This is a genomic window from Pseudaeromonas sharmana (genome assembly GCF_042649925.1).
Classification (GTDB): domain Bacteria; phylum Pseudomonadota; class Gammaproteobacteria; order Enterobacterales; family Aeromonadaceae; genus Pseudaeromonas; species Pseudaeromonas sharmana.
In genome coordinates this window covers 91,636-104,725 of the sequence record NZ_JBHSAF010000007.1, presented here as the reverse complement: position 1 = coordinate 104,725, position 13,090 = coordinate 91,636, and the positions used below count along the sequence as shown (strand labels likewise).

Sequence of the window (13,090 nt, the reverse complement as noted above, 5' to 3'; positions counted from 1 at the left end):
TTTCATGTCACAATATTGAACCTATAGGCCGCCGTGAGGCGGAATGAGCAACAACACTTCCGGAGAGCAGCATGGCTGTCACGCAGAAAGCCCAACCAGCGACCACAAAGGGCAAATCGTTCAAGAAGAAAGAGTCTCAGGAGAGTGCCCTGGCGGGGCGCGAGCGCAAGCGGGAAGCCAAGCGAAAAGGGCTCAAGCCGGGTAACCGGCAGGCTGCGGAAAATGCCAATCAGAAGAAGGGAACCTCTGGGCAGGCAAAAGATCCCCGGGTAGGCTCCCGCAAGCCGGTGGCGCTGGTTGTCGAGAAGCCGGCGAACGTGGCGAAACCCCAGACCAAACCGGCCCAGGATCCGCTCAAACTCGCCGCTGAACAAGAGAAGAAGCGGTTGCGGGCATTGGAGCAGGAGATGGAAGCCATCGAGAACGATGAGCGTCTGAATTTGTTACTCGACAAGCTCGATGGCGGGGAAACCTTGGTTGCAGCTGACCAGGTATGGCTGGATGCGCAACTGGAGCGTCACCAGCAGTTGGCCAATGCATTGGGCATTGAAGACGACGACGAGGATGAACCATCCACTCCGGAGGATCTGCTGCAGCGCTTTATTGACGACGACTTTGATCCGAGCGAGCTGGATCCTGACTATAAGAAGTAATCCATGTTGTCCCGTCGTGTTGGCGGGGGAGGCGATGCAGTGCAGTATGACAAAGTTGTGTGGGATGAGGCGCTGATTCAAAAATACAATTACAGCGGTCCACGTTATACCTCCTATCCGACCGCGCTTGAATTCAGCGAGGCGTTTGATTACCCGCAATTCTTGCGGGCGGCCAGCCAATATCCACAGCGGCCGCTGTCGCTGTATGTGCATATCCCGTTTTGTCACATGCTTTGCTATTACTGTGCATGCAACAAAATCGTGACGCGCCAGACCCAGAAAGCGGCTGAGTACTTGACCTATCTGGACAAGGAAATGGCGCAGATGGCCCGTTTGTTTGCGCAACGTAGCGTGACGCAGTTGCACTGGGGTGGCGGAACGCCAACCTATCTCAATGCGGATGAGATCCGGCAATTGATGACGATGTTGCGACATCACTTCAATCTGGCTAGTGAAGGCGAATTCAGCATCGAGGTGGACCCGCGCGAGATCGATATCTCCTTGCTGGATGTGCTGCGCGAGGTGGGTTTTAACCGCTTGAGCTTTGGAGTGCAGGATTTCAACCTTGAGGTACAGCAAGCGGTTAACCGGGTGCAGGATAACGATTTTATTCGTGCACTCCTGGTTCGTGCGCGTGAACTGGGATTCCGTTCCACGAACCTCGATTTAATCTACGGGTTACCGTTGCAGACCCGAGCCAGCTTTCAACATACGCTGGAACAGGTGGTTGCACTTCGGCCCGCACGGCTGTCGATTTTCAACTATGCCCACCTGCCGTCACGCTTTGCCGGTCAACACAAGATTCGTGAAGAACAGTTACCGCCCGCCGCTGAGAAATTGGCCATGTTGCAGGACACCATCTCCTATCTCACGGAGCAGGGCTACCAGTATATAGGGATGGATCATTTCGCGTTGCCGGATGATGAGCTCGCCGTAGCGCAACGGGAAGGGAAGTTACATCGCAACTTCCAGGGGTATACCACTCAGGGGGAGTGTGATCTGCTGGGCCTGGGGGTGTCATCAATCAGCATGTTGGGTGATGCGTATTCGCAGAATCAGAAAGATCTCAAGACTTATTATGCGGCGATCGAGGCTCAGGGCCAGGCGCAGTGGAAGGGGTGCGCGCTTTCTGCGGATGACTTGCTGCGCCGTGAAGTGATCAAGCAACTGATCTGCAATTTCCATTTGGATTACGCCGCGATTGAGGCGCGTTTTGGCATCTGTTTTGCGGAGTATTTTGCCACGGATCTGGCGCTATTGGCGCCGTTTGTCCATGACGGTCTGGTCAGTGTGGATGCGTCCGGGATCCGCGTCAGCTCTACTGGCCGCTTGTTGATCCGTAATATCTGCATGTGCTTCGACGTTTACCTGCGGGAGCGTGCTCGACAACAGCAGTTTTCTCGAGTGATTTGATGTCTAGGTTTGCGGAATAAAATCCCATTTAAATTGCAATTCTTAGTAAAAGTCACTGCCATTATCGATTTTGGCAGTGGCTTTTGTTTTTGTGTGCGCGACATATTGGTGTTCTATTTTGGTGATTCGCTGGCTTATTAAGTGCGAGAATCCGATCTATTCTCTCCGCCAAAAATAAAAATCCTTATAAAACATTTAGTTACCTTGTTGGCATATCTATTGCTGAATTTAAGACAGAGGGTAGCTCTATCAACTGGGTATTAAGTTTTATCTCAGGTGAAAGGGCTGATTTTGGTTGTTATGCCAATATTAATGATGTGACGCCGCTGTCGGCAGGAGGAAATATGATTGTCGGAGTACCAAAGGAGATCAAGGTCAGAGAGTATCGTGTGGGGCTTGCCCCGGCCAGCGTGCGCGAATTGACGGCGCGTGGACACAGTGTGCTGGTGGAAGCCTCTGCGGGTGTTGGCATCGGGGTCAGCGATGCCGATTACATGCAAGCCGGAGCAGAAGTGGTTTCCTCTGCCGAGGAGGTATTTGCACGTAGCGAGCTGATCGTGAAGGTCAAAGAGCCTCAACTGCAAGAGTGTGCTCTACTGAGACCTGGTCAGCTGTTGTTTACGTATCTGCATCTGGCTCCGGATCCCGAGCAGGCAAAGGCGTTGATGGCCAGTGGTGCGACTTGTGTGGCGTATGAGACCGTAACGTCTGCTACAGGAGGACTCCCGTTACTGGCGCCGATGTCCGAGGTCGCGGGTCGTATGGCGATCCAGGCGGGTGCCTATTTTCTGGAGAAGCCCCATGGCGGTTTTGGCGTGTTGCTAGGTGGGGTACCGGGAGTGCCACCGGCGAAAGTGGTGATCCTCGGTGGTGGCGTAGTTGGTTCTCACGCGGCCATGATCGCTTCTGGTATGGGCGCGGAAGTGTGGGTGCTGGATCGCAATGTCGATGTCCTGCGTAATCTGTGGAAGCAGTATGGAACTGCTATCAATACCCAATATGCAACTCAGGATGCCATAGAGCAGCATGCGCTGGATGCGGATTTGGTCATCGGTGGGGTTCTGGTCCCCGGAGCGTCCGCTCCTAAGCTGCTGAGCCGTGATCTGCTGCCGAAGATGAAGCGCGGTTCTGTCGTGGTTGATGTTGCCATTGATCAGGGTGGCTGTTTTGAAACTTCGCGGGCCACCACACACGATGAGCCAACCTATGAAGTGGAAGGGGTCATTCACTATTGTGTTGCCAACATGCCTGGCGCGGTACCGCGAACCTCAACCTTTGCATTGAATAATGCCACTCTGCCTTTCGTGCTGGCTTTGGCTGATCAGGGCGAAGCGGCCTTGCGTCATGATCCCCATCTGCGAAATGGACTGAATGTGTGTCGTGGTCATATCACGCATGCAGGTGTTGCCGGTTCACTGGCGGTCCCATTTGTTGAGCCGATGACGTTACTGGGATGAGTTTATAGTCTGGTTGAGCTGCCGTTGAGCCAGTGACTGCCTTGCGACTTGTCTGGGCTAAACTCAGTAGTAATATGGACCGGACTGCTTTTGCTGGAGTCAGTCCGGTTTGGAAGATGAGGAGCGTTTCAGATGAAAAAGCATATTGGCGTACTGGCTCTGGGTACCTTGGTCGCGCTGGCTGGTTGTGCTAACAGCGATAATTTCTCCGGAGACGTTTACACGGCGCAACAAGCTAAAACGGTGCAGACCGTTTCCTACGGCACTATCACCTCGACGCGGCCGGTGAAGATTCAGGACGGTGAAGACTCCGTTCTGGGGACGTTGGCGGGTGGTGTGTTGGGTGGCGTGTTAGGCAGTGCCGTGGGCGGAGGAAAAGGCCAGGATATTGCTACCGTCGCAGGCGCAATCGGTGGTGCTGCTGCGGGTAAAGCGGCCGGAGACAAGCTGAACCAGGTTGATGGTGTCGAGCTGGAAATCAGAAAAGAAAACGGCGACAGCATTGTTGTTGTGCAAAAAGCCGATCCCAAGTTGGTTGCGGGCAAGCGGGTGCGCATTGTCCAGTCTCAAGGCAAGACCAATGTCGGGCTGGTGGACTGATCATCCGGCGCGCAAACGGTGTGAAGAACAAGGGCGCCCATTGCGGCGCCCTTGTTGCCTTCTGTGGTCGGCTTGTTGTTCTCTGCGGTTCAGCTCGATTGACCGACCTTATCACACAAGGCGCGTTTACTTGCGTCGTCCAGAAACGCCAGTGTTAGTGCATTCTGCTGCAGCTGCTGTATCTGTGCCGTGGTGAGGCCTGCGGCAGGGGCGGCGACATGATATTCGTGGGCAAGTTCAATGCCTTCAACTGCAGGATCATCGGTATTGAGGCATGCCAGGATGCCATGCTCGAGAAAGTGTCGTACCGGATGCTGACGGTAACTGGGTACAGTACTGGTCTGAATATTTGACGTCAGACAGGTCTCAATGCCTATCCCTTGTTCTGCCAGGTAGTTCATCAACACCGGGTCTTCGATGGCCTTGACGCCATGTCCAATGCGCTCGGCGCCCAAGCGGCGGATCGCGTGCCAGATGCTGTTTGCTCCTGCGGCCTCTCCGGCATGGACTGTAATGCGCAAGCCGGCATCGCGGACTCGGCTGAAATGTGCTTCAAACAGTGGTCCGGGGAACCCCAGTTCATCACCCGCCAAATCGAGGGCAACGAACTGGTCGGCATGAGCGAGGCAGGCATCAAGCTCCCGGTGGCATGCCTCTTGTCCAAAGGTCCGGCTCATAATGCCAATGAGATTGGCCTGACGGTTGAAGTCCCGGCAACCCGCCTGCACACCATCAATGACCGCTTCCACGACGGCAGAAGGATCCAGACCATGGGTCATGGCCATATAGCCGGGGCTGAAACGCAATTCAGCATAATCGATGCCGGCCAGTTGCAGGTCTTCGATGTTCTCGTAGGCGACACGCCGGCAGGCGTCATAATCGGCCAGCACCTTGACGCCCCAATCGAGCTTGTTCAGGAAGGCCACCAGGCTGGGTTCATTTTCCACGATTCTGACGTGTGGAATCAGCTCTGCCAGTGACGAGGCGGGTAACACCAGGTTGTGCTGCCGCCCCAAATCGAGAATGGTTTGCGGACGGATGTTGCCATCAAGATGGCGGTGCAGATCTATCAGGGGAAAACGGGCATCGAACATATCGGTCTATCCTGTGGCTATCGATATGGTATCGATTTTAACGTCAGGATAAGCGGACGTCGCCCGCTGCCGCAGCGTTATTTTACATAACGGCGACAGCAAGCGTTTTTCACATGTCGAGTTCCTTGAGCTTTCTCGTCAGCGTGTTACGTCCCCAGCCGAGCAGTCTGGCGGCTTCCTGCTTGTGGCCATGGGTATGTTGCAACGCGGTGTTGAGCATGATGCGTTCAAACTCCGGTAGCGCTTCACCCAGAATATCCACTTCACCTCTGGCGAGCTTCTGCGCGACCCAGTGTTGCAGCTGATCCTGCCAGCGCATCGAGACTTGCTCGCGCGTGACGGGGCGCTCCTCCGCAGGATGTAACAACTCCGGAGGCAAGTCGGAAACCAGCACCTCCTGACTTGATGCCATGACGGTTAGCCAGCGGCAGACGTTTTCCAGTTGGCGCACGTTACCCGGCCAGGGCAGTCGACTGATGTAGGATTCGGTATCCTGATGCAACATCTTGGCTTCAACGTTCAGCTCTTTGGCTGCGCGCACCAGGAAGTGACTGGCCAAGCGGGGGATATCCTCGCGCCGTTCACGCAATGACGGTATATGAATACGGATGACATTCAAGCGATGAAATAAATCTTCGCGGAAATCACCATCTGCTACTCGTCGTTCAAGATCCTGGTGTGTTGCGGCAATAATCCGGACATCCACCTGAACCGGTTGATGTCCACCGACACGGTAAAACTGACCATCGGCCAGTACCCGCAGCAGACGGGTTTGGACATCCAGTGGCATGTCTCCGATTTCATCGAGAAACAGGGTTCCACCATTGGCCTGTTCAAAGCGGCCGTGACGGACATTGTTGGCACCGGTAAAGGCGCCCTTTTCATGTCCGAACAACTCCGATTCGATCAATTCTTTCGGAATGGCCGCCATGTTCAAGGCGATAAACGGTTTCGCGGCACGTGGGCTGTGCTTGTGCAACGCATGTGCGACCAGTTCCTTACCGGTACCGGATTGACCATTGATCAGTACTGAAATGGAGGAACGAGACAGGCGGCCAATGGCACGGAAGACCTCTTGCATGGCCGGCGCTTCGCCAATGATCTCAGGAGCATTGGCAATCGCTTGGAGCTTATTGCGCCGCTTATTTCGTTGTTCGCGCAGATGGCTATCTGCACGACGCACTAATGCAACTGCCTCATCGATATCAAAGGGTTTGGGCAGGTATTCGAAGGCACCACTTTGATAGGCATTGACGGCACTATCGAGGTCGGAGTGAGCAGTCATGATGATGACCGGCATATCCGGTTGTTTTTCCTGAATCAGCTGCAGCAGGGACAAGCCGTCGATACCGGGCATGCGGATATCCGATACGATGACATCCGGAACATCCAAATCGAGCTGATCTAGCAGACTTTCCCCATCTTCGAAGCTCTGGCATTCGAAGCCTTCCGAGCTGAGTGCCTTTTCCAGAACCCAGCGAATTGAGCTGTCGTCATCGACAATCCAGACTTTGGCAGCCATGTTTATCCCTTACTTACGAAGCGGTAAATAGATACTGAACTCGGTATGTCCCGGCCAGCTGACGCACTCAATGCGTCCCTTATGTTGATCGATCAGGTTCTGTGCAATCGACAGGCCAAGTCCTGTCCCTCCTTCTTTCCCGGTGACCATGGGATAGAAAAGGGTGTCCCGAATGTTTTCCGGAATGCCCGGGCCGTTATCGATAATCTTGATCTCGGCCGCCAGACGGTAACGTTTTCCATGAATGGTAATTTGAAACACGGTACGGGTTTTTAATCTGATGACCCCTTCACCGCCCATGGCTTCGACTGCATTGCGGACAATGTTCAAAAACGCCTGCTGTAATTGATCCGGCTCCATTTCGAAGTCGGGGATGCTGGGATCGTAATCCCGCTCGATTCGAATGCCGGGAGGGAGTTCGAGTTCTACGAGGCGGCGGACCTGTTCCATCACAGAATGAACGTTGTGAACCTGGTGGCGTCCTGGCCGCTGTGGTCCAAGCAGCCTATCGACCAGATTCCTCAGCCGATCGGCCTGAGCGATGATGATGCCGGTGTACTCTTTCAGCTGTGCATCCGGCAGAGCCTTTTCCAGTAGCTGAGCCGCGCCACGCAAACCACCCAATGGGTTCTTGATTTCGTGTGCTAACCCGCGGACCAGATCCCGGGCTGCCAGCTGTTGGGCATGTTGTTGCAGTTCTTGGCTGATGCGCTTTTGTTGATCAATTTTACGCAGCTCCATCAGAATCAGATGCGGGGCTTCTTCATTGATGGTAACCACACTGACATCCACCAGTTTGGGATCCCCATCGACGACTAGAGTGACTTCGCTGTCGGTGAAACCCTGTCCCTGACGAGGTTCAGTGCGCAGTCGGTCCAGATCCAGCGATGTGTACTCAACGACCTGGTCGAGTGATTGTTGTAGCAAACGGCGAGCACTGATCCCAAGAAGCTGTTCGGCTGCCGGATTGACGTAGCGAACTGTCAACGTGCTATCCAGCAGGATGACCGCGGTCAGCAGATTGTCGAGCAATGTTCCCTGCAGTTCCGGTCGGGTGTTCACGACGACTCTCCCTATATTGGTGCCTTGCACCTATATTGTGCATCATTTTCCCCGAACCGGTGCAATCCAATCTGGCTAATTCATCCCTGCTTTGGGCTTAGCCTGATGATTAGGTTGCGTTAATACCGATACCCGGAACAGGTAGAAGGTGGTTTCTTTGGTTGATGCAAGGATCTTGCCGTTTTCATCAAGTAGCTTGATAACAATCTGGTGCATTCCTCTGTCGACGTTTTCCAGATCTCCAGCTAGCTGATTCGGGACGCGCAGCACAGCTGCACCATCGAGCAGCACCTGTAATTGGAACGGTTGCGTCATTGGCGGACTAATCGCGACCGAGAAGTGTACCTTGCCACTGTTCTCGCGGAGCGTTTCACTTTCCAGCGGTGTTTGCAGCGTGATGTCGTATGGTGGTTGTGCCTGGGGTTCCTGTGCAGCGGTAGCCATGTCGCTGTCGCTGCTTGTGATTGTCGTTACCGGCGTACTGCTGGGCGCGGGTGGATTGACTTCAATCGTTTCTGATGCTGAGCCGGCGGCAATTTGATCAGAAAAATGCACGACGCCATTACTGTCAACCCAACGATGCACCGTCTGAGTCGATAGTGCGGGCTGGAGTGAGCACGATAAAATGAGTAACCAGAACAAGCGCATAACAATACCCTTCTGAATCCGGTGGTGGAAATTCATCTTAACGAAATTCGAAAAAAAAACCCGCCATATGGCGGGTTTTTATCAACTCTGTGATTAGACAGAGTAGTACAGTTCGTATTCAACCGGGTGCGGAGTCATGCGAACACGATCCACATCGATTTGCTTCAGTTCCAGGTAAGATTCGATGAAGTCGTCGGTGAAGACGCCGCCACGAGTCAGGAACTCACGGTCAGCATTCAACGCAGACAGTGCTTCGTCCAGAGAACCTGCAACTGTCGGGATCAGAGCTTCTTCTTCTGGCGGCAGATCATACAGGTTCTTATCCATGGCATCGCCTGGATGGATCTTGTTGATGATACCGTCCAGACCGGCCATCAGCTGAGCAGCGAAAGCCAGATACGGGTTGGCAGCCGGATCCGGGAAGCGAACTTCGATACGACGCGCCTTCGGGCTCGGTACTACCGGGATACGGATGGAAGCAGAACGGTTACGGGCAGAGTAAGCCAGCATTACCGGCGCTTCGTAACCCGGAACCAGACGCTTGTAAGAGTTGGTAGTCGGGTTGGAGAAGGCGTTGATGGCCTTGGCGTGTTTGATGATACCACCGATGTAGAACAGGGCAGTTTCAGACAGACCACCGTACAGGTCGCCAGCAAACAGGTTGACGCCGTTCTTGGCCAGAGACTGGTGGCAGTGCATGCCAGAACCGTTGTCACCGAACATCGGCTTCGGCATGAAGGTTACCGTCTTGCCATAAGCGTGAGCGACGTTGTGGATGACGTACTTCTGAACTTGAACTTCGTCAGCCTTCTTGGTCATGGTGTTGAAACGGGTAGCGATTTCGTTCTGACCGGCAGTCGCTACTTCGTGGTGGTGAGCTTCAACAACTTGGCCCATCTCTTCCAGGATCAGACACATGGCTGAACGCAGGTCTTGAGAGGAGTCAACCGGAGCAACCGGGAAGTAACCACCCTTAACGCCAGGACGGTGACCCTTGTTACCACCTTCGTATTCGGTAGCAGAGTTCCAGGCCGCTTCTTCTGCGTCAACCTTGAAGAAAGAACCGCCCATGGTGTTGCCGAAACGGACATCATCAAAAATGAAGAATTCTGGTTCCGGTCCGAACAGGACAGTGTCGGCAATGCCACTGGACTTCAGGAAGTCTTCGGCACGCTTGGCAATAGAACGCGGGTCGCGATCGTAGCCAGTCATGGTTGCCGGTTCCAGGATGTCGCAACGGATGATCAGAGTTGCTTCTTCGGTGAACGGATCCATCAGAGCAGTAGAGGCATCCGGCATCAGAACCATGTCTGATTCGTTGATACCCTTCCAGCCGGCGATGGAGGAACCATCGAACATCTTGCCATCTTCGAAGAAATCTTCGCCGATTTGGTGAGACGGCACTGAAACGTGCTGTTCTTTGCCCTTGGTATCAGTGAAGCGCAGATCGACAAACTTCACTTCCTGTTCTTTGATCAGAGCCAGAACATTTGCTGCTGACATGCTAAATAACCTCCGGTGTCGTGGAAAACTGAACTATCGGCAGAAACCTTGCTGACACTTAAGCCAGATCTGTGCCAACAAATAAAATCCCTTAACTAACAAGTAGTAATTGCCGTTATGGAGCAGCCACGCCAAGAGGGTGCACCAAAATGGAATATAAGCGCACCAAAATGGAGCTCCAAAATGATGCGTGGCGGTGGTGCTGTTACTACTAGGAGAGAATCATACTGTGATCTGGCCTGCCTTGCCTTATTAAAATTGCTTCAATTCTGCTAGGAAGATCACAAGCGCACGAGTAAAATGATTGCCCGATTTTTCCCCACTTGTTTAGAGGCGAGGATGTTAGAAAAGCTCCGCAATATTGCCATTATTGCGCACGTTGACCATGGCAAGACCACACTGGTAGATAAGCTGCTGCAGCAGTCAGGCACCCTGGACCGTACCAGTGAAGGTCAGGAACGGATCATGGACTCCAACGATTTGGAACGGGAGCGCGGCATCACCATCCTCGCTAAAAATACCGCCATCCGTTGGAATGACTACCGTATCAATATCGTGGATACCCCCGGCCACGCCGACTTCGGTGGTGAAGTCGAACGCGTCATGTCGATGGTGGACTGCGTACTGTTGCTGGTGGATGCCGTTGATGGTCCTATGCCACAGACTCGTTTTGTGACCCAAAAGGCATTTGCCCAGGGGTTGCGTCCGATCGTGGTCGTCAACAAGGTTGACCGTCCCGGTGCCCGTCCGGATTGGGTTATCGATCAGGTGTTCGACCTGTTCGACAATCTGGGTGCCACCGATGAACAACTGGATTTCCCGATTGTGTATGCCTCTGCGCTGCAAGGCTATGCCACTCTGGATCTGGCTAACCCGTCTGACAACATGGATCCGCTGTTCCAAGCTATCATCGACTTCGTTGAGCCGCCGAAGGCAGATCCGGAAGGTGAGTTCCAGATGCAAATCTCCCAGCTCGATTACTCCTCCTATGTTGGGGTTATCGGGATTGGACGCATCACGCGTGGCAAGGTCAAACCGAACATGCAGGTGACTGTAGTGGGTGCCGATGGCAAGACCCGGACCGGGAAAATCGGTCAGGTCATGGGCTATCTTGGCCTGCAACGCACCGAAACCAGCGAGGCGCAAGCCGGTGACATCATTGCGATTACCGGTCTGGGCGAACTGAAGATTTCCGATACCATCTGCTCTAACACGGCCGTTGAGGCTTTGCCTCCGCTGTCTGTCGACGAGCCGACTGTGACCATGACTTTCCAGGTCAACACCTCACCGTTTGCCGGCAAGGAAGGCAAGTACGTCACGTCGCGCAACATTCTTGACCGTTTGCAGAATGAACTGGTGCATAACGTCGCCCTGCGTGTTGAACCGACAGAAGACCCGGACAAGTTCCGCGTTTCTGGCCGTGGTGAATTGCATCTCGGTATCCTGATCGAAAACATGCGTCGTGAAGGTTTTGAGCTGGCGGTGTCTCGTCCTGAAGTCATTATTCGCGAAGAGAATGGCATCAAGCTGGAACCGATGGAAAACCTGACCGTCGACATTGAAGATCAGCACCAGGGCTCCGTAATGGAGAAGCTGGGCGAGCGAAAGGCTGATTTGCGCAATATGGTTCCAGATGGAAAGGGCCGTGTGCGTCTTGACTATGTAATTCCGGCGCGGGGCCTGATCGGTTTCCAGACGGAGTTCATGACCATGACGTCTGGTACCGGCCTGCTGTATCACACCTTTGAGTCCTATGGCGAGTATAAGGGTGGTAGCATTGGCCAACGTCAAAATGGCGTTCTGATCGCCAATGCGACTGGCAAGGCGCTGGGCTTCGCGTTGTTCAACCTGCAAGAGCGCGGCCGTTTGTTCATTGAACATGCGACCGAGGTGTATGAAGGCCAGGTAATCGGCATCCACTCTCGCTCCAATGACCTGACTGTAAACTGTCTGAAGGGCAAGCAGCTGACCAACATGCGGGCCTCCGGGACCGACGAGGCCATCGTATTGACGACGCCAATCAAGATGACACTCGAGCAGGCGCTGGAGTTCATCGATGATGACGAGTTGGTGGAAGTGACCCCGCAGAGTATCCGCATCCGTAAGAAGTTGCTGACGGAAGTGGATCGCAAGCGCGCCAATCGCGCCGCAGGCAAAGAGGAGTGATCCTCGCAACAAGCCCCGCCTCATGCGGGGCTTGTTGTATGGCGTAACGGCGGCCGAACTGGCATGCTGGTCCGACATGAGACGAATGGAGTCTGTTCATGCCGGTGTTAGCTTTTTTTCTTCGGAGTGGCCGTTCGCTGCTCAGCGTATTACAGATATGCCGACGGCGTGTGCATGAGGACCGCTTATCCGTTCTGGCGGGACACCTGGCTTACGTCACGCTGTTATCTTTAGTGCCGCTGGTGACGGTGGTTTTCTCTATTTTTTCCTTCTTTCCGATTTTTGGTTCGGTTCGGTTGCAGATTGAAGAGTTTGTCTTCAGCAACTTTTTGCCGGCTGCCAGCGATCAGATTCATCATCACTTCACTCGCTTTGTTGCGAACGCCTCCAAAATGACATCCATTGGCGTCGTTGCCCTGGTACTGGTGGCCTTGTTGCTGATTTCAGCGATAGATCAGAACTTAAACCATATCTGGCGTAGTCGTGGGCAACGACCGAAGATGACCACGTTTGCGGTCTACTGGATGGTGCTGACGCTAGGCCCCTTGCTGGCCGGAGCCAGCATTCTGGCGACGTCCTACGTGGTGTCGTTGCGGGTTTTTCACCATATGCAGCTGTTGAGTTCCGCTGCCAAATTGATGCTGGGTATCTTGCCGTTTCTGCTCTCGTTTTGCAGTCTGATGCTGCTGTTTGTGGCGGTTCCGAATGTCAAAATCCGCTGGCGTGAGGCGATGTTTGGCGCTGCTGTGGCCGCGTTGCTGTTGGAGGGGGCGAAGAAAGTGTTCGCTTTGTACATCACTCAGTTTGCGTCCTACCAGACTATCTACGGGGCGTTGGCAGCCATTCCGATTTTATTGGTATGGATCTATATGAGTTGGTGGATCGTGTTGCTGGGGGCAGAGTTTACCGCCAGCCTCGGTGACTACAGAGCGCGCCGAGCTCCTGTATGGGATTGAGAAACAGGATTTTTAT

11 protein-coding genes are annotated in these 13,090 nt (G+C 53.9%); 6 read left to right on the top strand and 5 right to left on the bottom strand.

All coding sequences use genetic code 11. From position 1 onward, the window contains the following. Positions 1-71: 71 nt before the first annotated feature. The 4 genes from yihI to ACFOSS_RS08140 all read left to right on the top strand — a co-directional run bounded on the left by yihI (position 72) and on the right by ACFOSS_RS08140 (position 4,123). Complete coding sequence (gene yihI / locus ACFOSS_RS08155) at positions 72-653, top strand: Der GTPase-activating protein YihI (protein ID WP_377151772.1); 582 nt, start codon at positions 72-74, stop codon at positions 651-653. 3 nt (positions 654-656) lie between these two features. Continuing rightward, the gene (gene hemN, locus ACFOSS_RS08150; RefSeq protein ID WP_377151770.1) at positions 657-2,066 is read left to right on the top strand and encodes an oxygen-independent coproporphyrinogen III oxidase; all 1,410 of its coding nucleotides are present in this window, start codon (positions 657-659) and stop codon (positions 2,064-2,066) included. A 344-nt stretch (positions 2,067-2,410) separates the two neighbouring features. After that, a complete protein-coding gene (gene ald, locus ACFOSS_RS08145; RefSeq protein WP_377151769.1) occupies positions 2,411-3,523 on the top strand; it encodes an alanine dehydrogenase in 1,113 nt (370 codons plus the stop codon). A gap of 132 nt (positions 3,524-3,655) precedes the next feature. Further along, positions 3,656-4,123: an outer membrane lipoprotein gene (locus tag ACFOSS_RS08140; RefSeq protein WP_377151767.1), complete on the top strand. Its 468-nt coding sequence runs from the start codon at positions 3,656-3,658 to the stop codon at positions 4,121-4,123. 89 nt (positions 4,124-4,212) lie between these two features. On the opposite strand, the gene add is transcribed toward ACFOSS_RS08140, so the two are convergent. The 5 genes from add to glnA all read right to left on the bottom strand — a co-directional run bounded on the left by add (position 4,213) and on the right by glnA (position 9,952). Beyond that, on the bottom strand, positions 4,213-5,217 hold the full coding sequence (add, locus tag ACFOSS_RS08135; RefSeq protein ID WP_377151765.1) for an adenosine deaminase: 1,005 nt from the start codon (positions 5,215-5,217) through the stop codon (positions 4,213-4,215). A gap of 109 nt (positions 5,218-5,326) precedes the next feature. Next, on the bottom strand, positions 5,327-6,739 hold the full coding sequence (gene glnG / locus ACFOSS_RS08130) for a nitrogen regulation protein NR(I) (RefSeq protein WP_377151763.1): 1,413 nt from the start codon (positions 6,737-6,739) through the stop codon (positions 5,327-5,329). A 9-nt stretch (positions 6,740-6,748) separates the two neighbouring features. After that, positions 6,749-7,801 (bottom strand): nitrogen regulation protein NR(II), encoded by a 1,053-nt coding sequence (gene glnL / locus ACFOSS_RS08125; protein ID WP_377151761.1) that lies wholly within the window; start codon positions 7,799-7,801, stop codon positions 6,749-6,751. A 75-nt stretch (positions 7,802-7,876) separates the two neighbouring features. After that, on the bottom strand, positions 7,877-8,449 hold the full coding sequence (locus tag ACFOSS_RS08120) for a DUF4124 domain-containing protein (RefSeq protein ID WP_377151759.1): 573 nt from the start codon (positions 8,447-8,449) through the stop codon (positions 7,877-7,879). 93 nt (positions 8,450-8,542) lie between these two features. Next, positions 8,543-9,952 (bottom strand): glutamate--ammonia ligase, encoded by a 1,410-nt coding sequence (gene glnA / locus ACFOSS_RS08115; protein ID WP_377151758.1) that lies wholly within the window; start codon positions 9,950-9,952, stop codon positions 8,543-8,545. Between the two features lie 339 nt (positions 9,953-10,291). Between glnA and typA the strand changes: the two genes are divergently transcribed. Beyond that, positions 10,292-12,118 (top strand): translational GTPase TypA, encoded by a 1,827-nt coding sequence (gene typA, locus ACFOSS_RS08110; RefSeq protein WP_377151756.1) that lies wholly within the window; start codon positions 10,292-10,294, stop codon positions 12,116-12,118. A gap of 98 nt (positions 12,119-12,216) precedes the next feature. After that, complete coding sequence (locus tag ACFOSS_RS08105; protein WP_377151754.1) at positions 12,217-13,074, top strand: virulence factor BrkB family protein; 858 nt, start codon at positions 12,217-12,219, stop codon at positions 13,072-13,074. Positions 13,075-13,090: the final 16 nt, after the last annotated feature.